The sequence below is a fragment of the Klebsiella sp. CN_Kp100 genome (assembly GCF_040065315.1).
In the GTDB taxonomy this organism is placed as follows: Bacteria; Pseudomonadota; Gammaproteobacteria; order Enterobacterales; family Enterobacteriaceae; genus Klebsiella; species Klebsiella oxytoca.
Genome location: NZ_JBEAIJ010000034.1, coordinates 87,082 through 112,286 on the forward strand (window position 1 = coordinate 87,082; position 25,205 = coordinate 112,286).

At 59.1% G+C, this 25,205-nt stretch carries 16 protein-coding genes; 3 read left to right on the forward strand and 13 right to left on the reverse strand.

The window, feature by feature from the left end; genetic code table 11:
* Positions 1-143: 143 nt before the first annotated feature.
* From bcsC to bcsR, 6 genes are read right to left on the reverse strand one after another with little or no spacing between them, the layout of a single operon-like run.
* Positions 144-3,629: a cellulose synthase complex outer membrane protein BcsC gene (gene bcsC / locus ABLV12_RS12490; protein ID WP_348867070.1), complete on the reverse strand. Its 3,486-nt coding sequence runs from the start codon at positions 3,627-3,629 to the stop codon at positions 144-146.
* The gene (gene bcsZ / locus ABLV12_RS12495) at positions 3,611-4,717 is read right to left on the reverse strand and encodes a cellulose synthase complex periplasmic endoglucanase BcsZ (protein ID WP_049591481.1); all 1,107 of its coding nucleotides are present in this window, start codon (positions 4,715-4,717) and stop codon (positions 3,611-3,613) included. Before bcsZ ends, bcsC begins: the two co-directional genes overlap by 19 nt.
* A gap of 6 nt (positions 4,718-4,723) precedes the next feature.
* Positions 4,724-7,063, reverse strand: a complete 2,340-nt coding sequence (gene bcsB / locus ABLV12_RS12500) for a cellulose biosynthesis cyclic di-GMP-binding regulatory protein BcsB (protein ID WP_023321744.1) — start codon at positions 7,061-7,063, stop codon at positions 4,724-4,726.
* Between the two features lie 10 nt (positions 7,064-7,073).
* Positions 7,074-9,692, reverse strand: a complete 2,619-nt coding sequence (gene bcsA, locus ABLV12_RS12505; RefSeq protein ID WP_064397779.1) for a UDP-forming cellulose synthase catalytic subunit — start codon at positions 9,690-9,692, stop codon at positions 7,074-7,076.
* Positions 9,689-10,426 (reverse strand): cellulose biosynthesis protein BcsQ, encoded by a 738-nt coding sequence (bcsQ, locus tag ABLV12_RS12510; RefSeq protein ID WP_064356213.1) that lies wholly within the window; start codon positions 10,424-10,426, stop codon positions 9,689-9,691. The genes bcsA (ABLV12_RS12505) and bcsQ overlap by 4 nt, the downstream gene beginning before the upstream one ends.
* An 11-nt stretch (positions 10,427-10,437) precedes the next feature.
* Positions 10,438-10,626 (reverse strand): cellulose biosynthesis protein BcsR, encoded by a 189-nt coding sequence (bcsR, locus tag ABLV12_RS12515; RefSeq protein WP_004106713.1) that lies wholly within the window; start codon positions 10,624-10,626, stop codon positions 10,438-10,440.
* Positions 10,627-10,793: 167 nt separating this feature from the next.
* Between bcsR and bcsE the strand changes: the two genes are divergently transcribed.
* The 3 genes from bcsE to bcsG are packed head-to-tail and all read left to right on the forward strand — an operon-like array spanning position 10,794 to position 14,217.
* Complete coding sequence (gene bcsE, locus ABLV12_RS12520; protein WP_160887475.1) at positions 10,794-12,350, forward strand: cellulose biosynthesis protein BcsE; 1,557 nt, start codon at positions 10,794-10,796, stop codon at positions 12,348-12,350.
* Positions 12,347-12,544, forward strand: coding sequence for a cellulose biosynthesis protein BcsF (gene bcsF / locus ABLV12_RS12525; RefSeq protein ID WP_004106715.1), 198 nt, complete (start codon positions 12,347-12,349; stop codon positions 12,542-12,544). The genes bcsE and bcsF overlap by 4 nt, the downstream gene beginning before the upstream one ends.
* Positions 12,541-14,217 (forward strand): cellulose biosynthesis protein BcsG, encoded by a 1,677-nt coding sequence (gene bcsG / locus ABLV12_RS12530; protein WP_064397773.1) that lies wholly within the window; start codon positions 12,541-12,543, stop codon positions 14,215-14,217. The genes bcsF and bcsG overlap by 4 nt, the downstream gene beginning before the upstream one ends.
* 84 nt (positions 14,218-14,301) lie before the next feature.
* Here the strand turns inward: bcsG and ABLV12_RS12535 are convergent, their stop codons facing one another.
* From ABLV12_RS12535 to bcsA (ABLV12_RS12565), 7 genes are all read right to left on the reverse strand, one after another.
* Entirely contained in the window at positions 14,302-14,409 is a 108-nt protein-coding gene (locus ABLV12_RS12535; protein WP_160887477.1) for a type I toxin-antitoxin system toxin Ldr family protein, read from the reverse strand.
* Positions 14,410-14,779: 370 nt separating this feature from the next.
* Positions 14,780-14,887: a type I toxin-antitoxin system toxin Ldr family protein gene (locus tag ABLV12_RS12540; protein WP_160887479.1), complete on the reverse strand. Its 108-nt coding sequence runs from the start codon at positions 14,885-14,887 to the stop codon at positions 14,780-14,782.
* A gap of 264 nt (positions 14,888-15,151) precedes the next feature.
* Entirely contained in the window at positions 15,152-16,150 is a 999-nt protein-coding gene (locus ABLV12_RS12545; RefSeq protein WP_016807736.1) for a glycosyl hydrolase family 8, read from the reverse strand.
* An 11-nt stretch (positions 16,151-16,161) separates the two neighbouring features.
* Positions 16,162-16,638 (reverse strand): cellulose biosynthesis protein BcsD, encoded by a 477-nt coding sequence (gene bcsD / locus ABLV12_RS12550; protein WP_024274803.1) that lies wholly within the window; start codon positions 16,636-16,638, stop codon positions 16,162-16,164.
* Entirely contained in the window at positions 16,638-20,690 is a 4,053-nt protein-coding gene (locus ABLV12_RS12555; protein WP_064397770.1) for a cellulose biosynthesis protein BcsC, read from the reverse strand. The genes bcsD and ABLV12_RS12555 overlap by 1 nt, the downstream gene beginning before the upstream one ends.
* Positions 20,687-23,092 carry a cellulose biosynthesis cyclic di-GMP-binding regulatory protein BcsB gene (gene bcsB / locus ABLV12_RS12560; RefSeq protein WP_160887483.1) on the reverse strand — a complete coding sequence of 802 codons (2,406 nt, stop codon included), beginning with the start codon at positions 23,090-23,092 and terminating at the stop codon, positions 20,687-20,689. The genes ABLV12_RS12555 and bcsB (ABLV12_RS12560) overlap by 4 nt, the downstream gene beginning before the upstream one ends.
* Positions 23,089-25,200 carry a UDP-forming cellulose synthase catalytic subunit gene (gene bcsA, locus ABLV12_RS12565; protein ID WP_004106724.1) on the reverse strand — a complete coding sequence of 704 codons (2,112 nt, stop codon included), beginning with the start codon at positions 25,198-25,200 and terminating at the stop codon, positions 23,089-23,091. Before bcsA (ABLV12_RS12565) ends, bcsB (ABLV12_RS12560) begins: the two co-directional genes overlap by 4 nt.
* Positions 25,201-25,205 lie beyond the last annotated feature (5 nt).

Genomic DNA, 25,205 nt, shown 5'->3' on the forward strand with positions numbered 1-25,205 from the left:
TCTCCCCAGTGGCGCCGCGCTTACCGGAGCTAAAGGTTCACAATCGCCACCGGAGGGGAAATCGGGCTGTATGGCCGGAGGCAACGAGTATACGCGAAGAGCGCCGTGGAGTGACGCCCTGTCGCATAATTCAGCCTAATCTGCTACCAGTCGGCGTAAGGGACCAGCGGTTGCGGCGGCATATCCATATCGCCCTGCCAGCCGGAAGCCGAATAGCGGACGTACAGCAGCGCATGGCTCGGGGTATAATCCTTCGCCTGCTGAATATCCACCGCCGCCCCGACAAACCAGTTGCTGGTTACCCGTCGTTCAATCAGCGCCCGCGCGGTATAGCCGACGCCAGAGCTGCTGCTGCCTTCTTCCGTAAGCTGGCTGGCATCATGACGATACTGAGAGGGGATCAAATTGAGCAGCGGATAGCGCGCCTCGGTTTTGGTCCGCGAGTGGGACCACGACACCGAGCCCCCCAGCTCCCATGACCAGTTCTCCGTCCGCTGACGCCAGGTCACAGGCACCGAGAAGGAGACATATTCCTGCGGACTGTAATATCCCCCCTGACCCAGGGTATAGCCGCTCAGGTCTTTATCGTAGTGCCAGAGCATATTGTTCAGGCCGACGGTGACCCGGCGGTTATCTTCGTTGATCGCTTTATAGTAGTAGCCGGTCATCCAGCGCACGCGCCAGTTGTCGGCAACGTTTTTCCCGGTCAGCTGGTCGACGCCCAACGAAGACCAGACCCCGTTGGCCTCGCCTTTATCGTAGCTCAGACTCACACCGCCGCCGTCGGCGCGCACCCCGCCCCAGGTCTTGCCAGTATGGCCGCCGTTAGGGTTATCTTTCTGCCCGCCGAAGGCCAACAGCGAGCTGGAGATGGGTCGCCGATGAAGATTAACGGTGTAGCCCAGCGGGCCAACGTCGCTGCTGTAGCTCAGGCCGCCCACCACATCAACGACGTTAAAGCCCATCGGCGTGGTGCCGATATCGCCGCTCCAGGTCTCGTTCTGCCAGCCCACCGCTACGCTGGCGCCGCTGTCGCTCTGATGTTTGCTGCCGCCGGTACAGGCGATTTCGCCGCAGGTGCCCCAGCTCGGCGCATAGCTGCCGTCGCTATTGGTAGAAAAACTCCCGGCATCCATATTAACCAGATCGGTACGGAAGAACATTCGCCCGTCGGCCAGCGGGGCATCTACGTGCAACATGGTGGTATGCGCTTTCAGATCGGAATAGCCGCCGGTACCGCTGGAGCCCCAGTAATCATGCTCGAGGGTGACGTTAAGATCCTGCTGGCGATAAAGATCGGCGGCATCGCTGCGGATCCCACGCTTGAGCCAGTCATCGCTGCTGTCGTTACGCGTTAAGCGCGTAAAGGTGTCGTTATCCTGCGGGCGCTCGCGAGTAACCCCGGAGGCCACCATGGCGTCCTTATAACCTTCCAGCGCCTGCTGCGGCTCGCCGTTCTGCGCCTGGAAACGCGCGGCGTCGCGCAGCACCAGCGCGCTTTCCATCGACGGCGGCTGCGCTTTTGCCTGGGGCACGATGCGGGCGAAGGTTTGCTGCGCCTGAACGCGATCGCCCAGACCGGCCTGCGCGAGGGCAATACGCCGCTGCATATTGATAGACTCGATGTCTTCGCCCTTGAGCTGCGCCACCTGAGCGCGGGCAGCATTCTTATCGCCGTCGGCAAGATACACTTCCGCGAGTCCCAGACGCGCATCGCCGTTATCCGGCTGCTGGCCAAGCACCCGCTGATATTCCGCTATCGCCGTCTGGCTGTCGCCGCGCTGCTGCGCCCAGTCCGCCAGCGTGAGCGCGTAGCGCACCGACGTCGGTTGCTGTTTAATCAGCGCGATAGCCTGGGCCTCCTGGCCGCTATCGCGCAGCTGGTTTGCCTGCCGCAAGATCCTGTCGCTTTGCAGACGCGCCTCCAGCTCGCGAATATTGTCCGTCCACTGCCCTTGAGGCAGGGCGTTTATCTGCGCCAGCGCCATCTCATCCTGATTGTTACCGGATAAATAGAGGCCGTAGGCGTAAACCCGATCAGCATCGCCAGGCTGGCGGTTGACCATCGCGCGCATCAGCGCGTCAGCCTCGCTGCGGCTGCCCGCGCTGACCAGATCCCGCGCCAGGCGGTAGGTTATCCACACGCTATCCGGATCCAGCGCCAGCCGACGGCGCTGCACTTCCGCCGCCTGCGCCCAGTTCCCCTGGCTCTCCAGCGCTTCAGCCTGTTTCTCCAGGCGTTCGTTCGTCAGGCTACGTTCAATATCATCAATGCTGCGCCGCTGGGCCGGCGACAGGCTGGCGATATACGCGCTAGCTTTTTCCGGCGATTCGCCGCGATACAGATTCGCCAGACCGCGTACCGCCAGGCTATTGCCGCGATCCATTCGCAGCGCGCGCTGGTAGTAACGCTCCGCCGCGGCGTTTTCTTTACGCGCCGCCGCCACGTCACCCAGCCCCAGCACCGCATAGCTATCGGTAGTGTCTATCCGCTGCGCCTGAGCGTAAGCATTTTGCGCTTGCGCCAGCTGGCCGCTTTTCAGAGCGCTATCGCCCTGCTTGATCAGCAGCCAGTAGCGGTTAGTCTTGAGCAGGCTGTCCCACTTATCGCGGCTCGGGCTATCCGGGGCCATTTTGATAGCTTTACTCAACTGAGCAACCGCCCGCGCCCGATCGCCGCGCTGGGAGTACGCCTGCCCCAATGCGCCAACCGCGTCGCTGTCTTTGGCATCCGCCCGGACAGCCTGTTGTAAATCGGCCACGGCCACCGAACCTTTCCCGGCCTTCACCGCCGCCAGCCCCTCCGCGCGATCGCGGAACGTCGGATCTTTGAGCTGGGTCTGCTGCTGATCGAGCAGAACGCGGGCATTTGCCGAGGTGGAACCGGTGGGGAATTGCGCGATAAACCGCTGTAGCGCCTGTACGCTGGCCCGGCTCACCGGCATGCTTTTCACTTCGTTAAACCAGATGTCTGCTGCGATGCCACGACCCGCCGCCGAGCGCGACATCTGTTCAAGATACGCAAATCCCTCTTCCGGCTTATTATCGCCAAACATCTGTTTCGCCAGCGCCGTTTGCAGCTGGACGTTGTCCGGTAAGCGGGCGTTGAGTTTTTTCAGCTGATTGATGCCTTCGTTATGTCGGGCGGGCAGGCGCGCCACCAGCGTCCAGTACTCAATCGCCGCCTCATCATCATCCGGGACGCCGTTAAACAACTTCTCGTAAGCGGCGATGGCCTCGTCAACTTTCCCGGCCACGCCCAGCAGGCGCGCCTGCTGCAGCTCCTGGCGGCCATCGCCGGTGCTGCTTTTCATCTCGTCGCGCGAAGCTTTCAGCTCCGCCGATTCCGGCGCCAGCTTCGCCAGACGCGCCAGCTGCTTCTGCGCCCCGGCCGTATCGCCCTGACGGAGAAGATAGCGCACTCGCGCGGCGACAACGTCCGGATTGTTCGGATCGATCAATTCCAGGCGGTAGAGCGACTGACGCACCAAATCCTCTCGTTTGCTGGCCTCGCCGAGGCGCACCTGCTCCAGCAGATGCTCCTGAACAGGCGTGTTCACGGCGTGAGCCAGCGGCATCAGCGCGACGCTTAGGGAGAGCGTGAATAAGCTTAATGAGAACTTGTGCATTCCTGGTTCCAGTCAGGCCGTAATTCGCCACCGGCAGTGAAGCGAAAACGGTGTTGATCCCATCCCTGGCCGAAAAGGGTCAGGACCGTGCTGTAGTAAGCATCCGCGCCGGGATAGTGGTCGGCGACGCGCTGCCGCTGAATGGCCCGGGCATCTTCATGCTGCAAGAAAGGCAGTAGCGCCGCGGAGAAGCCCACCGGACCGTTGCCGGTGGTTTTACCGGTCGCAACGTTGGTTTTTTCCGGCGGCACACCCTGCTCTACCGTCCGGGCCGCCATCGGTTTAAAGCGCGTCAGCAGGCGGGCTTTTTGCTTATCGCCGTCATCGAGCATACCGGCCCACAGATAGACGCGAATGGCGTCATAGCTGCCGATAATGGGTTTCTCCGCCTTCAACTGCCAGCCTTTGCCTTTTTCGTAACGGACCCAGTCAGGCGAAAAGCCTTTCGGCGCGGTCTCCAGCAGCAGGCGCAGATTGCCGTCGCGTATCTTTGGCCAGGGAGCGCCAAACGCCGCAAAGTAGGTCGCCAGCTGCGGCGGCAGATAGCTGGGATTAAAACGCCAGCCGCCGTCATCGACGAAGCCGACTCTCCCCGGCAAAATCATCGGCCCCAGCCCCGGTACGGTAGCCACTTCTTCATCAGCAATACGCGCCAGCAGCGCTTTGCCGACTTCCGTATACTGGGGCGTTTCCCACAGTCGTCCGGCCTCCAGCAGCGCCCAGGCTATCCACAGGTCGGAATCCGAGGCGGAGTTGTTATCGAGCACCGTCCATTCGTCATCGCTCTTTTTCCCCCACAGCCATCCCGGCAGATGCGCGCGCAGATCGCCCTCGGCAAGGTTGTTTTGCGTCCACTCAAACAGCTTGCGGAAGCCTTCGCGGTCGTTGGCCGCCAGGGCAAAGAACAGCCCGTAGCTTTGTCCTTCCGAGGTGGTGATTTTTCGTGAATCGCTGGGGTCGATAACCCGCCCTTCGGCGCTGACGTACTCTTGTTTAAACTGCTCCCAGGCCGGCCACCGGCAGGCGGCGCTCGCCTGCGCCGCCGCCAGCATGCATATCGACAACACCACTGCACGTACCGCGTTCATCAGCAACTACTCATCATCAAGGTGGAGGCGACGGCGGCTGATAATACGCAGCATGCGCCACAGCACCCACGCCAGCAGTACGATGCTTAATGCCGCCAGCACCGCCAGCAGTACCGGGTGGCTGGAGAGCGCAAACCAGATGCGTTCGAACCACGGCAGATGCCCGATATAGTAAACATCGCCTACCCGCAGGCTGTTGACGCCCGACTCGCGAATCACCGAGACGGAGCCAAACATCGCCGCGCGTTTACCGCTATCGTTAAGCGCCTGGGTGAGCAATTCGTTACCGCGAGGGCTATCGGCCAGCAGCGCCACGACGCTGCGCTGATCGTTGTAAGGCGACTGGAAGCCGATTATCGCCGCCATCGGCCCGGATGACGTGATATCAGTGCGGGTATTCGGCGTTCTGGCTTCGGTATCGGGGTAGATGCTCGCCAGGTCGTAATGGCGCATCGGCATTTTCACCCAGCTTTTGGTCGCTTCAACCAGCAGGTTAATTTTCGTTTCGTCCTTCAACGCCTGCGGAATAGAGCCAATCAGCAGCAGGTCGGCGTCTTTGTCCTTAATCTGGCTGCCGTCATCGGTCATGCGCAGGTTAATCGCCGCCAGGCCGGTTTGCGCGCCGATGCCGCCGGCCGTTTCCAGCAGCGTGGCCACCTGACCCTCGGTCGGCGCTTTCGGCACCACGACTAAGGTATCGGAGAGATCGGCCATCCGGCTGTAGGGGAAGCCCGCGTTAGCAAACACGCGCAGATCCGGCATGGCCATAAAGTGATAGTACTTCGAGAAGTCGATGGTCGAGTCGTCCCCAATCACCACATGATTCTGCACCGGCTGGAAGGTAATACAGTTATCGATAGAGCCGCCGGGCATCGGATTCATATACTGAAAATCGAAGCGCAGCTGGTTCATCGCCCCAAGGCGCAGCGCCGGGATTGTCACTTCCGTTTTGCCATCCAGCAGCCCCTGCAGCACCGGCAGGCGCAGAATCAGCTTATTCACATCCTGCGAGCTGTTGAGGCTGAAAGACTGTAAGAACTGATCGTTCAGGCTGATATCCATGCGCGAGCTGTCCTTGATCGGCGGCATGGTGTAGCGATAGTTCAGGTTCATATCGATGCCGTTGGCGCGCAGCAGGTAGAGATCCGGCGGCAGGTTCAGCGCGACGTTAATGGAATCCGGCACCAGGCCGCTGGATTGCAGCTGCTGTTCGTAGGTTTTCAGCTCGGCAAAGGTCACCGCGCGATCGGTGCGCACCCAGTTTGGCGCATCGTACGGTTTACGCGCCTGCAGCTGTTTGACATCGTCAACCGTCACGCTGCTGCCGCGGAACAGAATATTGCCCTGCGCTATCCCCTTCGCCGCCTGCAGCAGGTCTTTGTCATCTCGCCCAAAGACCACCAGTAGCTTAACGTACGGATTATCCGGATGGTCGATCATTTCAATAGTCGGCGCGTTAACCGGTGGATGCTCGCGCAGGAAGTCCGGGCGCTTATCGTTGGTCGCAAAAACAACGGCGTTGCGGTCCGGCAGCGCGTTGAACTGCACCGGGAACTGCTGACCGCGCCAGCCCGCCTTGCTGCCGAACCAGGAGGCAACGATCGCCGCCGCCTGCTGCTGCAGGACACCCGGCGAGGAGGCAAAGACCATCGGTAGCGTCAGCTGGCGGTTATCACGCGAATCGTAGAACGGCACAGGAAAATGCGAAAGATCGTTGCGCACGTTCAGCGACTGATAGGTTAAATCCAGATAGCTTTCGCGACCGACGTCCAGCCACAGGGTACTGCTGGCCGGGTTTTCACAGACGTCGCGATAGTGGCCGACGAACTCAAGGCGCACGCGGTTAAAGTCGGTGATATAGAGAGGATCGATTGGGATCTGCGCGCTGACTTTTTTGCCCAACTGCTCTTTGGTGACCGGCAAAACGCCCATCAGCTCATCATTAAGATAAACCTTCAGCTGCGACTGCACCGGCAGCAGTGACGGAGAGGGGGTGTAGTCGAGATTAAGCAACGCTTTCGCCACCACCTCATCGCTGCGCATGCCGAACTCGACCGAACCCTCGGGGCGCGCGCCGCGCAGTACCATGCTGCCGGGAGGCGGAGCGATTTTGGCGAAGGTCAGCTTCACGTCGCGGCTCGGGGCGTTATCGAGCACCACCACCGGCGCCGCCGGATCGGCAAGGGTCGCCGTTGGCTGGCCGTCCGCAACCGTGCCGGCAATACCGGGCACGGTTGTCGTCTGCGCCGCTGCCGTTGCCGCAGTCGGTTCCGCATACGACGCGAAGGAGGACCAGCCGCCAATGCCCACCGCTACTGCACAAATCAAAGAGAGTTTTCTGTTCATCGCATTATCATCATTGTTGGGCCATCGCCGGTTCTGCCGAGAGTGTCGCCGCAGCGCGTTCCGGACGGCGCGGAATAAACGAAACAAACCAGGCCACCAGCATGGTGAGCGAGCGGAAAATAACCTTCACCGACGGCGGGGAGAACTCCGCCAGGTGACGATATCCACGGAATCCCAGCTTCAGGATATCCAGCAGGCTTTCCATCGGCTTATCTTCCGGGAAGCTATCCTGCCAAAGCGCCCACGTATCTGCGCGGGCAAACGTACACTGCACAAAATCAATATGTTGTTGATTGCTTAGCGGCAGCAGCTGTAGCCCAACTTCACTGCCGTTAACCCGCGCGACCCGCACCGGGAAGGCATACTCCTGCTGCCCGCGTTTCAGCAGCAGCTTAACGTGCTGGCTTTCCAGCACCTGCGCCTCGCCGTGAATTCTGACGCCGAGGCCGCCGTCGGAGTAATCATGGACGGTACAGGAGAACAGGTGCCCGTCCTCGCGGGCAATCGCCGCCGGCATCGACATCTCCACGCGATGCGAGCGCCGCACCTGCTTGCTTTCAACCGATACCGCCACCGCGCCGCCGAGAATAATCAGGTTATAGAACACCCAGATAATGCTGACCCAGACGGTCAAAATTTCGTTTTCCGGGCCGTACATAAAGCGCCAGATACCCACGCCAACGCCGACCAGATTCAGCAGCACGAGGTAGATATAGGGACGCGAGATCACCCAGTCGACGTACTCGTCCTCCACCAGGCCGCCTTTTGCCGTCACGTTGAATTTGCCCTTATGCGGGTTAATCAACGCGACAACGGTCGGCGGCGCGATATACCACGCCAGTACCGTTTCATAGATCTCACTCCAGAAAGAGTGGCGGTATTTACCCTGAATCTTCGAGTTAGTCAGGCTGGCGTGAATCATATGCGGTAGCACGAACAGGGCGATCATCAGCGCCGGCGCATAGATGATATAGGCGTGGAGGAGCAGAAACGCCAGCGGCGCGGTCAGGAAGATCAGCCGCGGAATACCGGACAGGAAGTGCAGCATCGCGTTGACGTAGCAGATGCGCTGCGCCAGCTTCAGCCCTTTACCAAACAACGGGTTATCAAGGCGGAATATCTGCACCATCCCGCGCGCCCAGCGGATGCGCTGGCCGATATGCGCCGACAGGCTCTCCGTCGCCAGGCCGGCCGCCTGCGGAATACGCATATAGGCCGAAGTGTGCCCGCGACGATGCAGGCGCAAAGAGGTGTGGGCGTCTTCGGTGACCGTTTCCACGGCAATGCCGCCGATTTCATCCAGCGGGCCGCGGCGGATCACCGCACAGGAGCCGCAGAAGAAGGTGGCATCCCACATGTCGTTGCCGTCCTGCACCAGGCCATAAAACAACGTGCCTTCGTTCGGCGTTTTGCGAAAACGCCCCAGGTTACGTTCAAACGGGTCCGGAGAGAAGAAGTGGTGCGGCGTCTGCATCATCGCCAGCTCTTTCTCCTTCAGGAACCAGCCCATGGTCATCTGCAGGAACGAGCGGGTCGGCACGTGGTCGCAGTCGAAAATCGACACAAACTCGCCTTTGGCGTACTTCAGCGCATTGTTGATATTCCCGGCTTTCGCGTGTTCGTGCGTGGTGCGCGCGATGTAATGCACGCCAACGTCTTTGGCGAACTGGCGGAACTCTTCGCGCCCGCCGTCATCGAGGATCCAGATATTAAGCTTGTCCTTCGGCCAGTCGATCCCCTGCGAGGCGTAAATGGTGTTTTTCACCACGTTGAGATCTTCGTTATAAGTCGGCACGAAGATATCGACCGTCGGCCATTGCGCCATATCTTCCGGCAGCGGAACCGGCTGGCGGTTCAGCGGCCAGACGACCTGGAAATAGCCCAGCACCAGCACCACCCAGGCGTAGGTTTCTGCGAACAGCAGGATGATCCCGCACACCAGGCTTACGGGGTCGTCCCAGTTTAGCGTCGAGGTGTAGCGCCACCAGATATAGCGGCACGAGACCGTCAGCGAAAGCACGATCAGCATCAGCGCCGAGAAGCGCCCGGGGATGCGCCGTACCAGCAGCGCCACGCCCCACAGCAGCAGCAGAAAAATAAACTGCGAGAGCGGATTAAACGGCTGGGTAATACAGAGTAGCGCCAGGATCAGCGAGAAAAAGGTTATCGTGCCAAGGAGAAGCCGCCGCACTTTTGGATGCAGATGCCCCAGCTCCTTATGCTTATCCAGATGACCAGTGCGGGCGTTGACCTTTTCCGGTAGCTTTTCCAGCCACTGCGCATAGCGCCCCTGCACGCCTTCCAGCGCCGCCAGCGAACGCCAGTTGATCTTTTTATCCGGCTCCGGCACCCGCGTCACCAGCAGCCACAGGGCTTGCAGCAGATAGCGAATCGGGTCCAGCGGGCGCGGTCGATGCGGATTAATATGCGGGAAAAACTCGCCATGACGTTCGCGAATTGCCTGCCAGCGCGGGGTTTCCAGCGGCATAAACGCCCATGCCAGAGATGCCCACAAGCAGCCCAGCGCGGCCGCCAGCCGCGACGCGCCGTGCTGGCGATAATCGCGATAGCGTTCGCTCAACCGCTCTCCAACCGGCGGCGCCAGCAGTAGCGTACTCAGGCGAATCATTCCGCGCCCCTTCCGGCGTAGTGCAGCAGGCACCAGTTGGCCAGCGTCAGTATCTCTTCCGCCGCCAGCGAGTCCTGGCGGTATTCGCCGAGCGGTTGCTTCGCCGCCAGACACTCCGCCATCGCTTCATCACGATGAATAGTCACCGGCAGAATGCGGCGCTGGCTCTCCAGCCACAGCTGATAGAGATCCTCCTGCAGCTGGCTGCCGACGCGCAGATCGTTAATCAAAATATCGCTATTGACCGGCAGCGCCTGCTGATGCAGGCGAATATGGCTGTTGCCGTCCGGATGCACCACGACCAGCGTGCGATCGCAGACGTCAATCAGGGAGCGGGTCAGCGGTGAGAACCCGTCCGGCAGATCAATCAGCAGCCAGCGGTGATCGCCCTGCTGATGGAGCTTCTGCACCATCCCGGCCATCGGGGCCAGCGTCGTCTGAAGCTGGTCAATATTCTCGCGCTCGCCCGGCGTTAGCTGGCCAAAGGGCAGCAGATCGATATGCGAGGTGTAGCGCAGCCCGGCGTCTCGCCAGTCGTTCCCGTCGATGAGGGCGCGCGCCCAGCCCACTTTGTGGCGGTAATCGACGTTGAAAAAGAAGCGCAGCATGTTATCCGGGCTGGCGTCCACCACCAGCACGGTTTCCCCGAGTAATTGCAGCGCCCAGGCCAGCGCAGCGGTGATCGACGTGGTGCCGGTGCCGCCGCGCACGCCTTGTAATCCCAGAATAGCCATCGATGGCTTCCTTACTTTTTCTCTGCTAATTCAGCCAGTAGCGGCCAGCGTTTCAGCGCCGCGGTTAACTGCTCGCGTCGGGAAATATCATGATAATCAATATCAGGCAGGGAAAATGCCCGGCTTAACGCCAGGAAATCATTTTGAAACGTATAGCCCAAAGTCGCATCGGTGGGTACAGCAGGCTCTTTTGCTGGCATTTCTCTGTCCGTTGGAAAAATTAATAAATTATACCGAGAGGCGTTCGTTCATCCTTAAAATAGGTTTACATGCTAAAACTGATGTCCTTTAATTTCAATGTTAGGTTTACTCTGTCGCTTTCGCTAGTAAACTAATCAAGTGTAAAACAGGTCTCACGAGGGACACCGTGGATATCGTATATTCTTTGGGTATTTCATCATTATGGGACGAAGTGTGCCATATGCCCGTTGGCGGCGTGTGGTGGCTCAATGTCGACCGCCATGCGGACGCGGTAAGCTTGCTTAATCATACGCTTGCGGCCCAGGATAAACAGGCTCGCGTTGCGACGATAGCCATGGGTGATAACCCAAATGAAATCATAAAATTACAAAAAGATCGCGGGCCTGAAAAAATCGCATTATTTACCATGCCGAACCGCTTTGAAGGGCTGGAAGAAATGCACCGCGATTTAGTCTGTTCCCTCGAACCTGGCAATTATTTGTTTATTCTGCTATGTGCTGAAAATGCCTGGCAGAATATTAAAAGCGAACAATTATGCAATTGGGTTGAGAAATCATATCGATGGACTAATTATCATCGTTGTTCATTATTAGTACTTAATTCCGGGCACGATATCGATAAGCAACTTTCCCCTTTATTACGCGAGTACCGCTCGCTTTCCGGACTGGCAAGTATACGTTACCAGGGAGATAACCACCTGTTCGATATTGCCTGGTGGGGCAGCGAAAAGGGCATCAGCGCCCGGCAGCAGCTCATTGTTTTACACGATGAAAACGGCTGGCGGCTGGCGCAGGACGAGGAAACGGTGGTACAACCGCGCAGCGACGAGAAAACCATCCTCAGCAACCTGCGCGTACTGGAGGGGGCGCCCGCGCTTTCCGAATACTGGACGCTGTTCGAAACCAATGACGCCGTTTTCAACGCCGGCAGAATGGCGCAGGCGGCGACGCTGATTTTCTCCATTACCCAGAACGAACAGATTGAACAGCTGGGACGCTATATCCACACCCTGCGCCGCCAGCGCGGTAGCGCGCTGAAAATTGTCGTGCGCGAGCAAACGCCAAGCCTGCGCGCCACCGATGAACGCCTGCTGCTGAGCAGCGGCGCCAATATGGTTATTCCCAGCGGCGCACCGTTATCGCGCTGCCTCACGCTTATAGAAAGCGTTCAAAAACAGCAGTTTACTCGCTATATTCCGGAGGATTTTAATACTCTGCTGAACTGGAGCCAGCCGCTGAAGCTGCGCGGCTACCAGAAGTGGGATGCCTTCTGCGAAGCGGTGCACAATATTATGGCCAACACCATGCTGCCCGCCGACGGCAAAGGGGTGATGGTGGCGCTGCGCCCGGCGCCCGGTCTGCGCGTAGAGCAGGCGCTGACGCTGTGTAAGCCTAATCGCATGGGCGACATCATGACCATCGGTAATAATCGCCTGGTGCTGTTTCTGTCATTTTGCCGGGTGAACGACCTCGACACCGCGTTAAACCATATCTTCCCTTTACCTACCGGCGATATTTTCTCTAATCGTATGATTTGGTTTGAAGATAAGCAGATAGCGGCTGAAATCCTGCAGATGCGCGGGATTATGCCGGAGAACTGGAATACGCCGCTGCCTGTTTCGCTTGCCAAAAAAACGCCTATCAACGCGACCCACGACGGACGTAGCTGGCGGCGAACCCCCGAGCCGCATCGTCTGTCCATCGACGGGGAGCCAACCTTATGATGTCGATTGCCGATATTATTCAGCTGGTCGTCCTGTGCGCCCTGCTGTTCTTTCCGCTGGGTTACCTTACGCGCCACTACCAGCGGCGAATTCGCACCACGTTAAGACTGATGTTCTTTAAACCCCGTTATGTCAAACCGGCTGGCGTGCTGCGCCGGGAAGCGGCATCCAGGCAAGGCAAATCAACGAAATGACCAAACCTAAAACCCCCTCAGCGTCGCTTCCGCTCTGGCGCTACTGGCGCGGCCTATCTGGCTGGAACTTCTACTTTCTGGTGAAGTTTGCCTTGCTATGGGCGGGATACCTCAATTTTCATCCCATGCTAAACCTGGTGTTTCTGGCCTTTCTGCTGGTGCCGATTCCGCAATATAAGCTGCACCGTATTCGCCACTGGATAGCGATCCCGCTGGGCTTTATGCTGTTCTGGCACGACACCTGGCTGCCCGGCCCGGAAAGCATCGTCAGCCAGGGTTCGCAGATTGCTGGCTTCAGCGCCGACTATATCTGGGATTTGGTAACCCGCTTTATTAACTGGAATATGATTGGCGCGTTCTTCGTGCTGCTGGTTCTGTGGCTGTTTATCAGCCAGTGGCTACGGGTAACGGTATTTGTCTCAGCAATTATGATTTGGCTGGTCGCCAGTCCGCTACTACCTTCGTTTACCCTTTGGCCGACAGGTCAGCCGACGACCGCGGCGGCGAATAACGCGCCGAATACCGGTGGCGGGGCAATCGTCGCGACCAACGCCGCCCCGGAGAATAACGATATCCCGGCGCAAACGGAGCCGCCGACATCGGCCAATCTGACCAACTGGCTGAATACCTTTTACGCCTCTGAGCAGAAACGCAAAACCACGTTTCCTGATGCGCTCCCGGCCGATGCCCAGCCGTTTGATGTCTTGATCATCAACATCTGCTCGCTCTCATGGTCGGATATCGAAGCAGCGGGATTGATGGAGCATCCGCTGTGGAAGCATTTTGACCTGCTGTTCAAAAACTTTAATTCGGCGACCTCTTACAGCGGGCCGGCAGCGGCGCGTCTGCTGCGCGCCAGCTGCGGCCAGCTCTCTCACGCCAACCTTTATCAACCCTCAGGCAGCGAATGCTATCTATTTGAAAACCTGGCGAAGCTGGGCTTCACCCAGCAGTTGATGCTCGGTCACAACGGTGTCTTCGGCGACTTCCTGAAAGAGCTTCGTTCGTTGGGCGGTATCCAGAGCCCATTGATGGATCAAAGCGGCCTGCCGGTCATTCTGCAGGGCTTTGACGGCTCACCGGTCTATGATGACCAGGCGACGCTGAACCGCTGGCTGCAGTCGCTGGATAAGCTGAATACGCCGCGCACGGCGACCTTCTACAACACGCTGCCGCTGCACGACGGCAACCACTATCCGGGCCAGAGCAAAACCGCGGACTATAAAGCCCGTGCGCAGAAGTTCTTCGACGAGCTGGACAGTTTCTTTACTGAGCTGGAGAAATCGGGACGCAAGGTGATGGTCATCGTCGTGCCTGAACACGGCGCGGCATTAAAAGGCGATAAAATGCAGGTCTCCGGTCTGCGCGATATTCCCAGCCCATCTATTACCAACGTGCCGGCGGCGGTGAAATTCTTTGGCATTAAGGCAAGACATCCCGATGCGCCGATTATCATCAGCCAGCCAAGCAGCTACCTGGCGGTTTCTGAGCTGGTGGTTCGCGCCCTCGACGGTAAGATGTTTGATGAGAATGACATCAACTGGCAGCAGTACATTGCCAACCTGCCGCAGAGCGCGGCAGTGTCGGAAAACTCCAACGCCATCGTCATTCAGTATCAGGGTAAACCGTATGTTCAGTTGAACGGCGGCAGTTGGGTACCTTATCCGCAATAAAACGAAAAAGGCCGCAGGATGTTCCCCCTGCGGCCCCGTTCGGGCGCATGCTGCCACTTAGGCAGACAGATGCCCACCGGTCGTCTACTTGCGATTATCCATCCAGCTCACCATGATGCTGACCAGAATGCCAGCAATGACCGGAGCCGCCAGATCGTCCCACAGCAGCAGACCCCACTGAGCGAGCGTCATACAGCCGCCTTATTGCAATGGCAACCGTTCGCGGCTATCCTCGAATTGTCTAGGTTCGAGATTAGCCCCCGAAACGTTGCCAGGTTATACCAAACAACGTGCGGGGGTTTTCTCTTTCCAGCAACCCATCAATCGATGCCGCCGGGGTTCAAGCCCCCGCAACATTGCGCCTCACCGGGCGAGCCCGGCTTGCCGACGATTCTACTGGCCCGATCGGCTACCCGCACTCCGCCATTACGCACCATGCGAGACGCATTCCAGGAAAGTGTTTTGTTGCTGCAACAAAACGAAAAAGGCCGCAGGATTTTATCCCTGCGGCCCCGTTCGGGCGCATGCTGCTACTAAAGCAGGCAGATGCCCACCGGGTCGTCTACTTGCGATTATCCATCCAGCTCACGATGATGCTGACCAGAATGCCAGTAATGACCGGAGCCGCCAGATCGTCCCACAGCAGCAGACCCCACTGAGCAAGCGTCATACAGCCGCCTTATTGCAATGGCAACCATTCGCGGCTATCCTCGAATTGTTGAGGTTCGAGATTAGCCCCCGAGACGTTGCCAGGTTGATACCAAACAACGTGCGGGGGTTTTCTCTTTCCAGCAACCTATCAATCGATGCCGCCGGGGTTCAAGCCCCCGCAACATTGCGCCTCACCGGGCAAGCCGGCTTGCCCACAATTCTACGGCGCCCTTCAGATCTCAGCACCCGGCTCGACTGCGTTATTCGAGGCGCATTCCACAGTTTACGACCGTTCTTTCTTTGCCAGCCATACCAGCAGCTTCAGGCTGGCGGAGTAATAGTCGTCCTGGGAATTAATCTGCGGCTCGGCCTGCTCTTCACCAAGGGTTAAATCGCGTACCGCCAATAGCCCGCCGGTCATAAACCACGGCGCGGCCTCATTGGTATTGACGTTTATCCAGGCCGGCGTCTGCAGACGCGGATAGCGCTGAAACCAGTTTTTCCACGGCGTCAGCAGGCTGCTTTGCGGGTCGTCCCAGTAGACATACATAGGAATGCGGATAGCATCGAAGCTCATCCGCGTCGGCCACTCTTTTGCCGGCTCCATCTTGCCGTCCGCTCTTAAGGCGACCCAGTCGCTGGGTAGCTGCGATTTCCCCCACGCCATTTTCCCCAGCAGCGCCTGAGCATCACTCTTCAGCTTTCGCCAGGCGGTCAAATGAGTACGCGCCGCGAAGGCCTGCCAGGCGGGAAAGATAAAGTAGGATGGATTCAGATTCAGATGGTCGTTGAGATAAAATCCCTTTGCGCCCGGGAGCATCACCTGACGGTCGGCGAAGGTCACCACCGTATGCTTCAGCAGCGAAGCGGTTATCGCATCCGAAGCGGTACCGTAGGTTTTTTCATGCCACTGCTGCTGCGCGCGCAGCAGCGCCCAGGCAATCAGGGTATCGCCATCGGTGGCGTCATTTTTATCCGCCACTGGATCGGGCGCCACCGGGTTATAGCGCCAGTAAAACAGCCCGTTATCTTTGTTGCGCAGGGTTTTATCTGTCCACTGCCAGAGCTTGTCAAAGGCGGGACGATCGTCGTTGGCCACCGCTAACAGCATGGCAAAACCCTGCCCTTCAGTATGAGAGACGTTGCCGTTACCGGTATCAACAATACGCCCGTCCGGCATCATAAAACGCGATTTATAACTTTCCCACGCCGTATCGGCCCACGCGTGGGGAAGCATCATCACCGTCGTTACCACGACTGTCGCTAAAGCACGCAAGGACATAAATTCACCCATTAGGGATGGAAGTAAAGAAACTGAACGTCAGAGACTGAAAACAGCCGCTCACGCTGTAAAACCACGTGCGCCGCGCCGCCCTGTCCCTGTAACCAGCGGGAATAGAGCCCCTCGAGTATGGCACAAAATGCATTACACCAGCGGATGCGCCGCGCTTCATCGCGGCTGACCGGCAGAGCCTGATGGCGTAATCGCAGGCCTTCATCGTTCACCTCGACGCTGACGAAGCCCCACTGAAAGCGGCTTAGCAGCGCATTCATGTTGGTCTCCAGCTGGCCGAGAGTCTCAGACTCCGGCAGCGGATGTTCATCGGCCAGCGCCTCGCCCATCTGCCGCAGAAAGGGCTGGCTCTCCAGCTCACCCGCGTTGTTGACCATACCATCAACCATAATGAGCAGCAGATCGAACCATCCGGCAGGCGTTTGCTGCTGCTGAAACCACGTCATAACCTGCGCGTTATTATTGTCCGTCACGATCAGTTATCTCCCAGCATGTAGCGGATATAGAGACCAGCGGTGCTCTCGTTATAATCGCCGAAGGTGTCATAGCCAACCTGACCACCGAGCGTCATTTGTTTGTTGACTTTGTAATCTGCGCCGGCGCGTAGGGTATAGCCGATACCGCTCTTCGAAGTGGCTGAATAGTAGGCTTCTTTGGCAAAACCGTTGCTCACTGCGGTCTCGAGGGCCTGCTGCCACCCGGCGTTAGTCGGGAAATAAGCGCTCTTATCCTGGCTATAGGATTGATAGCCCACCGAGCCGCCAAGTTTCATCGTCCAGTTGTCATATTTTTCCGTCAGGCTCACCGGCAGCGATACGCTGACGTAGTTCTGCGGGCTGAAGTAGCCCCCTTGCCCGTAGGTGAAGTAGCTCAGGTTTTTCGAGTAATCCATGTAACTCATGCTCAACCCGGTCTGCAGCTGACGATACTCATCGTGGTAAGGCCGCAAATAAACTCCGGCGTTGGCGTTTATGCTGGTATTGCTGGCGACGTTTTGTCCCAGGTAGCTATAGCCCCCGCCGCCGACGTAGAAACCGGCATCGCCGTCGTCATAGCTTAGCTGCAGGGTACCGCCGTTTTTGGTCACCTGCCCCCAGGTCTTGCCGGAATAGGAATCCTTCAGCCCTACCCAGGAGAGCAGACTGTCGGTCAGCGACCGACGCTCGCCGGTAAAAATCAACGACAGATAGTTGGTCAGCTTCGGCGACCACTTTACGCCGCCCACCACGGTATTTAGATCCTGGCCCAGAGGCGTGCTGCCGATATCGACGCGGTATTCGTCGCCGCTCAGCGCCAGAGCCAGCTCCACGCCGTTGGCTTTTTGTGAATCGGTTGAGCCGCTCGCCTGATCGACATTCGGCTTCAGGCTGGAAGAGGCCAGATAGCTGGCGACCTGCCCGGAATCGTAAGTTCCGAGTTTCGCCAGATTCTCCATGCCGCTGCTGGTGGTGGCATTAAAGTCAGAGGCCTTGAGCGTGCCCAGACCGCTCAAGGCTTCCGCCCCCGGATTGTTGGCAAAGTACGTCGTGCGCTCGGTCGCGGTCATCGCCGCAATCGCCGCCTGCTCGCTGGTCGCGGTGGAAATCATATTGGAGACTGCATTGGATAGCGGGTTCGCGCCGTAACGCCGCCAGGCGTCGCCGGTCGCCGTCCCCGCGTTCAGCGTAATCGGCGTAACGGTAAAATCGAAACGCGAATCACCAAACGGCGATGAGGACCAGGTGAGCGGGGTTTTTATCTCGCTGAGCTTACTGGTGCCGGATTCGCCGTCGCGACCGCGAACCTCCATGCCCCCCTGCAGCCAGGTGCCGGTTTTTTCCTGCAACGTCTCCATCATGGTATCCACCTGGCGCAGCATCCGGGTCTGGGCGGTTTCGACCGGCAGATCGGTGCGCTGGATCCCCGGCAGCGCGCCGCCATCCCCGGTCGATACCTGAGAGACCTGCCACGGCATATATTGCCCGTAGGCGGAGGCCGCACGCGTCGCCCCGGGGGTACGCGAAACGCCGACAAACGGATTATCCGCCGCCAGCGCGCCGCCCACGGTCGGCGTTTGCGCGCCATTGCTGCTCTGTTGTCCCAGCAGCCTGCCGCGGGCGCTGCGCAGGTAAGTCATCGCCTGCTGATGATGCCCCTGCGACTCGGCAACGCGCGCCAGCAGCAGCAAACGGTCCGGCGAATTATCCGGGCGCAGTCCACCCGCCAGCTGCGCCGCCCGTTCGCTATTCCCCGCCGAGAGTGCGACATCAATAGCCCCGCTGCGCGCATCCTGCGTCGGCGTATCGCGGGTCATCAGATAGTCATAGACGACACCGGCCTCTTTGTTCATTTTGCCGCTCTGATAGAGCCGCGCCATAGCGAACATCAGATCGGTATTTTGCGGGTCGTTCTGCATCGCGCCCATCAGCTTGTCATACGCTGCCGCGTAGTTGCCCTGCTCGCGCAGATGGTCCGCTTCGTTAATCACATAACCGTTGCGAATACTGGCCAGCTGCGTCGGCGTACTGCTTGCCTGCAGCTGCGGGTTAGTGAGCAGACTCTGCGCTTCGGTTGTCAGGCCCGCCTGGTTAAGTACCGTCACCTGATCGGCATAATCCCCGGCATTACCTGAGATACCGCCGTTAATATTGTTGCGTACCAGCGATACCGCGGTGGTGACATCGCCACTCTGGGCCAGCAGCCGCGCCAGTTTACCCACATCCGCCGGGGCTTCAGGCGGCGTTGCGGTCATCGTCCTGAGCGTATTAGCAGCGGCAACGGTATTGCCCTGCGCCAGATAGCTCTCCGCCGTCGCCAGCTGCAGGTTGTAGTTCACCCGTTGTTTCAGGTCGCGCATCTGGCTGGTCTGACTGGCGGGGGGAATTCTTGCCAGCAGGGTTTGCGCCTGCTGCCAGCCGCCGTTCTCGCTGGCAAAAAGTGCCGCAGCGTACAGCGAGCCGGCGCCGGCGCCGGGACGCCAGGCGGCGCCCATAATCGCATTTGCCTCACCGTCGTTACCGGCTTTTTGCAGCATACGGGCCAGATCGAGGCGCATCCACGCATCGTCCGGATAGCGAGAAAGCCCCTGGCGCAGCATGGCGATAGCCGCCGTCACGTTACCGGCGCTGGCCTGCTCCTGCGCCTGGCGACGCAGCGAATCGCCGGGCTGTCCGATGACCACCCGCGGCTGCAGTTTTTGCTGCAGGCTTTCCGGCAGCGTGCGCAGCATCGCCTGCGCTTCTGCCGTTTTATTCTGTTCGCGCAGAACGTAATAGAGATTCTCCCGCGCCGGGCCGTTTTGCGGCTGGTCGTTGAGCAGCGCCCGTAGCGTTTGTTCGGCCTGCGGCAAATCTTTGTTATGGCGCAGAACGTCGGCGCGGAACAGCTTCGCCGCCGTGCCCTGCGTCCCGCTCTGCTGCGCCAGCGGCGCAGAGAGCGCCAGCGCCTGGCTAATATTCCCTTGCTTGTAAGCCTGCTGCGCCTGAGCGAGCTGCCCGTAAAACAGCGCATCCGCCGCCTGCTGACGACGGGTTTCCGAGCCATCGCCGCCGAGATCCGCCGCCCGGCTCAAATACTGAGAGGCCGCCTGAAAATCGCCGCTGCGCTGGGCGATATAGCCCATTCCGGCCAGCGCGTCAGCGTCCTGCGGGTTGCTTTGCAGAACCTGTTCAAACTGCTGCTTCGCCGCGGCGGTATTGCCGCTGTTGAGGTCAGAATAGCCCTGGCCGCGCGCCTGACCGCTGCGCCGTTCGCGAAAGTAGTTCTGGACTTCAGTATCCTGCGGATGACGCTGCATCCAGGTGTCGTAAAACGGCTCATCCCCCGGCTGCGGCCCCAGCCACAGCAGCGCCTGACGCAGCCCGCTATCGGCTTCTTTGCTGCCGCTGGCCATCGGCTCCAGCATGGCGATGCCTTCCCGGCGGGTCTCTTCGCGCCAGGTGAGCACTTTGCCCAGGGCAACGCGCGGCGCGTTCTCCTGCGGATGCTGCGCGACGTATTGACGTAGTTCGCTCAACGCCTGTGGGTAGAGCGCCTTGTCGCTGGCCATGGTCATATAGTATTCGGCCGCCAGCCCGGAAGGCGGAACGTTGCCGTTAAACATACTCCGCCAGGTCGCCAGCGCGGCGGGAACATTGCCGCTGCGCGCCTGCTGTCTGGCCAGAGTGAGCTGTCCCTGCGGCACCTGCGCCATTTTTTTTGCGCTATCCAGATCCTGTAGTCCGGGGCTGTCGGGCGCCGCTTTCTCCAGCCGCGCCCGCCACTGGGCTGCGGCCTGCAGATTGCCCCCCTGCTGCGCCCATAGCGCCATCAGGTACAGCGCCTGAGCGTTGTTGGCATCCACCGATAGCACTTTTTGCAGCGATTCCATCGCCAGTTCGTCATGCGATTTTTCGTGCCAGTAGTTGGCCTGTGCGAACAACGCTTGTAGCGCGGCATCGTTACCCGCCGCGTGCGCTCCGCCGAATGCGCCAAGCGTCAGCGCGCCGGACAGGCACAGCGTAGAAAATTGACGGGCTGCATGGGTATTCATTCTGCTGGCTCTTTTCATTGGCTCTCTCCCGAATCCAGGCGCTTACGAGCATGACGTTTAAACATGGCGGTCAGCGCCAGACCCAGAATCGATGTCGTAATCAACCCCAGCACCGCCAGCAGCCCGGAGTGCTGATTGGCGTACCATACCGCCATCATGTACCACGGCATCTGGCCGCTGGGGAACGGCGTGCTGACCTGGAAGCTACGCACGCCGTTATCGCTGGTGATCACTGCCGTATCGCCGCGAATACCGGCATTGATACGCGGGGAATTAAGATCGTCTTCCAGTTTCGCCAGCTGATCGTCGCTGCTGGCCATCGCCACCACCACCACCCGCTGCGGGTTCCACGGTGAGCGATAGCTGATAAAACCGCGCCAGGCGCTGCTGGAGGAGAAATAGCGATCGGCATCGACGCCGTCGGAAGCCCAGTCGCCGCTCAGCCTGCGCTGAATCTTTTCCCACAGCGTCGGTTCACGTACGCTCAGCAGGTTATCGACCGGGGCGTAGGGGGAATGGGCCAGCAGGCGCTGGTTAAACGCTTGTTGATCGAGGGAACTGACCGCCAGCACGTCGCGATCGCGCAGCAGCGGCGCATTGGCGCCGCCGTCAGGAACGCCCAATATTACGCGGTTGTTGGCTAACGCTTTGCCGGTTGAATTACCCGAACGGGCTGCCAGATTCAGCATCGTCGCCACCTGGGTTTCCGAAGGCTGTTCCGGCAGCAGCAGCGTAGTTTGCGAATAATCCGCTAACCGGGAGAACGGGAACGAAGCGCCGACAAAATAGGAAAGATTCGGCAGCAGCGAGAAGTGCCGCGTACCGCTCAAATCGATCCACGAATCGTCGGTGATTCGACTCTTGATAGTGCTGTTCAGCAGGAGCGAACAGGGCGCGTTATCCTTCGGCACCAGGTTGAAATAGAGCGACAGCTGGTTATCACCGTAAATCAGATACGGCGCCAGCGGGATAGTAAACCGTTCCTGACGCGCGTCGCCGCCCAGATGCCGCCAGAGCTTCTCCAGCGGCCCCTGTTTGTTCATCGGTAGATTATTAAGGAAGGTGTTGTTCAGCGTCACGCTCAGCAGCGACTTATCCTCGTTAATCCAGTTCTCCGACGGGAAACGATAGCCAATTTGCAGGGGGATAGTTTCTCCATCCCACAGATAAAGATCCGGCGCGGCGCGAAAGGCGACGCGCAGCGGTTCATGCCACACGCCGCTAACGGTCATACTTTGATCCTGACGGATCAGCTCGCTGATTTTTACCGGACGATCGGTGGCGATCCAGCGCGGCGCATCGTAGGGCTTGCCGACGGGAATCGCCTGCGGATCCACGGTCATGCTGGCCGTCTGCGGGGCGAAATCGCCGCGGGTCAGGCGCCACGCGGCCATGCGCAGTGCGGCGTCATTCTGGCCGACGATCAGCAACAGCTTATAAGCCGGATTACCGGGATTTTCCACGATCCGCAGCAGCGGTTTGTCGGTTTGCGGCAGCGTCAGGCCGCCCACCCGATCCCCGGGATGACCGATGATAATCCCGTGTTTCTCGGGCAGGCGATCGCGCAGCGCGTCAAAAGCGATACCGCGATAGTCGGCCTGAATACCCAGCCATGACGACACCAGCGCCGCTGCGCTGAAAATATCCGCCGTTGGTTTCTCCGGATACGCGATAGCGATATCCGCTGGCGTCATCTGCATACGGTCGAAAAACGGGCGCGGGAAGTGGCCCAAATCATTGCTGATATTGAGCTGCTGGCTCTCCCAGCTAAAGTGGGAGCCGGGCAGAATGGTTACCCGCGAGGTGTCGTGAATATCGAGCCGGCACTGCAGCGCATCGCCGTCGTTAATCTTAAAGCTCAGGTTGTTGCTGGACACCATCAGCGCCGCCGGGATATCCAGCTGGTAGTGCGAAATATCCTCGCCATCAGCCCCCAGCGGCAAGGTGCCGAGCGGCTGGCCGTTGAGCATTAATTGCAGCGTGGCGTTGCGGGACGCCATCTCCGGCGAAACCTTGACCTCCAGCATCAGCTGGGCGTGGGTGACCACCTGATCGGAGGGGAGCGTAAAGCTGGCGCCGCCCTGATTTTGTCCACCGCTGAGGATAATGCCGTCCGGCATGCCCATCTGCATCAGGTTAAGATTGCCGCCAACGATCGGCGTAAGCGGTACCGTATCAGGGACAACAGGCGTTATCGGCGGCAGCGCGGGTAGCGAATCCGGCTGAGCGGCGTTTGCCGACGCGGCTTCCGTCGTCGCCGGTGAATTCGCTTCGCTAGTGGGCGCCGATGCGCTGTTCGCAGCCGCATCTGGAAGCGGAAAGTTAAGCTCCGTCAATGAATCTGCGGGCATCTCCTCGCTGTGCAGCGCTGGCGCAGAGAGCACTCCAACCAGCAGCGCGAGCGTCGTTAAGGATTTCATAGACTGCCATCCTCCTGCGCGGGGTTTGCCGCAGAGGGCTGACGACGCTGGCTGCGGCGCGTCTTCCACGTCAGCCAGAAGAGTTCAAATACGCAGCGTAAAATCGTGGCGAAAGAGCGGAACGGATTGTCCTGCGGGCGCGGCGGGTTAATCCACGCATCGGCGCGGGCCAGCACCACCCGCACCAGTTCACGGCGACGGGAAAGCTGAATGTTTTCATCAAATTGCAGGCGGATAAACCGATCGTCAGCGGTGACCTGGCGTACCGGGATCGAAATCGCTCCGGACTGAAGAATCAGCTCAATCTCTTCGATTTCATCCTCCAGGTGACGCTTATCCGGCGCGCTTACGCGGCAACCGCCCATGGACAGATCTGCGGTGTGGCTGCGGGAGACAATGCCGCTGGTGTAGTGGATAAGCACCGGGATATCGACATCAATACGAATCGTTTTTCGTACCTGACGGGTTTCGCGCGCCACGGCAATGGCGGCCAGCAGGAAAATCAGGCTGTAAATCCCCCAACCGACGTTCAGCGCGATAACGTTCGGGTCTGAGCCAAAATAGTCGTGACCGATGGCGCGGACGATACCAACCACCACCCCCAGGCCCAGCAGGCAGGCGACGACCAGGTGTGGCCTGACGACGGTAAAGTCGAAGTAGCCCACGTCCAGCAGGCCGCCTTTATCGGTCACGTTAAATTTTCCGCGTTTGGGGAAAATCATGGTGACCAGCGTTGGCAGCACCAGGTGGAAGGCCAGCACGATATCGTAGATTTCGCCCCAGAAACTGTAGCGATAGCGGCCGTTCATGCGCGATCCGACATAGATCGCGAGGAACAGATGCGGCAGCGCGTAGGAAACAATCAGGCTCGCCGAGGAGTAGATGATATTCAGGTTGAACAGCAGATAGGCCAGCGGTGCGGTGACAAAGACCACGCGCGGCAGAGCGAACTGATAATAGAGCATGGCGCTGAGGTAGCACAGGCGCTGCTGGAACGTTAGCCCACGCCCAAGTAGCGGGTTATCCAGACGGAAAATTTGCGTCATCCCGCGGGCCCAGCGGGTACGCTGAATGACGTGCACCACCAGGCGTTCGGTAGCCAAACCTGCCGCCAGAGGAATATCCAGGAACGCCGATTTCCAGCCCAGACGCTGGAACTTCAGCGCGGTATGGGCGTCTTCGGTGACGGTCTCAACCGCAAAGCCACCGATCTGCTCCAGCGCAGCGCGGCGAATAACCGCGCAGGAACCGCAGAAGAAGGTCGCATTCCAGTTGTCGTTTCCCTGCTGAATCGGACCATAAAACAGCATCCCTTCGTTGGGAATATTGCGGCCGACGGAGAGATTGCGCTCGAAGGGATCCGGCGAGTAAAAATAGTGCGGCGTCTGCACCAGCGCCAGCATCGGGTCTTTGAGGAATCCCCCCACCGTTGCCTGCAAGAAGACGCGGGTTGCCACGTGGTCGCAGTCAAAAACGCAGATCAGCTCGCCGTTGGTTAGCGTCATCGCGTGGTTGAGGTTGCCTGCCTTGGCGTGTTTGTTATCGTTGCGGGTGATATACCCTACCCCAACGTCGGCGGCGAATACCGCGAATTCGTTACGCTTGCCGTCATCCAGCAAATAGATTTTTAATTTATCTTTTGGATAATCAATACATTGCGCAGCGAGCACGGTATCACGCACCACCTCAAGCGGTTCGTTATAGCTGGGAATATAGATATCTACCGTCGGCCACTGGCTCATATCATCGGGCAACGGGACGATTTCACGCTTCAGCGGCCAGACCGTTTGCAGGTAGTTCAGCAGCAACATCACCCAGATATAGACTTCCGCCAGAAACAACCCCATTCCCAGAATCGCTTCGATGGTGGAGTTGAAATGCAGGGTCTGCGTCAGACGAAAATACATATAACGGGTCGACATCAACAGCGATGTCACCACCATAATGACGGAAACGCTGCGGTTTTTACTGAAACCCATAACAAAGAGAATACCGATGCTCAGCAGGCCAAAAATAGACTGCTTTTGGCTGTCCATCGGCGTAATCACCACCAGCACGGCAATGGGCGCAAGCACCAGTACCAGCGCCCAGAAAAGCGTTTTTTTCATTCAGC

Excerpts from the sequence above, each read along its gene's own strand:
- bcsC (WP_348867070.1), bottom strand. The coding sequence starts at position 3,629 with ATGCACAAGTTCTCATTAAGCTTATTCACGCTCTCCCTAAGCGTCGCG.
- bcsB (WP_023321744.1), bottom strand. The coding sequence starts at position 7,063 with ATGAACAGAAAACTCTCTTTGATTTGTGCAGTAGCGGTGGGCATTGGC.
- ABLV12_RS12535 (WP_160887477.1), bottom strand. The coding sequence starts at position 14,409 with ATGACGCTCGCTCAGTGGGGTCTGCTGCTGTGGGACGATCTGGCGGCT.
- bcsG (WP_064397773.1), top strand. The coding sequence starts at position 12,541 with ATGACCAAACCTAAAACCCCCTCAGCGTCGCTTCCGCTCTGGCGCTAC.
- ABLV12_RS12545 (WP_016807736.1), bottom strand. The coding sequence starts at position 16,150 with ATGTCCTTGCGTGCTTTAGCGACAGTCGTGGTAACGACGGTGATGATG.
- ABLV12_RS12555 (WP_064397770.1), bottom strand. The coding sequence starts at position 20,690 with ATGAAAAGAGCCAGCAGAATGAATACCCATGCAGCCCGTCAATTTTCT.
- bcsQ (WP_064356213.1), bottom strand. The coding sequence starts at position 10,426 with ATGGCTATTCTGGGATTACAAGGCGTGCGCGGCGGCACCGGCACCACG.
- bcsF (WP_004106715.1), top strand. The coding sequence starts at position 12,347 with ATGATGTCGATTGCCGATATTATTCAGCTGGTCGTCCTGTGCGCCCTG.
- bcsA (WP_064397779.1), bottom strand. The coding sequence starts at position 9,692 with ATGATTCGCCTGAGTACGCTACTGCTGGCGCCGCCGGTTGGAGAGCGG.
- bcsA (WP_004106724.1), bottom strand. The coding sequence starts at position 25,200 with ATGAAAAAAACGCTTTTCTGGGCGCTGGTACTGGTGCTTGCGCCCATT.
- bcsR (WP_004106713.1), bottom strand. The coding sequence starts at position 10,626 with ATGCCAGCAAAAGAGCCTGCTGTACCCACCGATGCGACTTTGGGCTAT.
- bcsZ (WP_049591481.1), bottom strand. The coding sequence starts at position 4,717 with ATGAACGCGGTACGTGCAGTGGTGTTGTCGATATGCATGCTGGCGGCG.
- bcsB (WP_160887483.1), bottom strand. The coding sequence starts at position 23,092 with ATGAAATCCTTAACGACGCTCGCGCTGCTGGTTGGAGTGCTCTCTGCG.
- ABLV12_RS12540 (WP_160887479.1), bottom strand. The coding sequence starts at position 14,887 with ATGACGCTTGCTCAGTGGGGTCTGCTGCTGTGGGACGATCTGGCGGCT.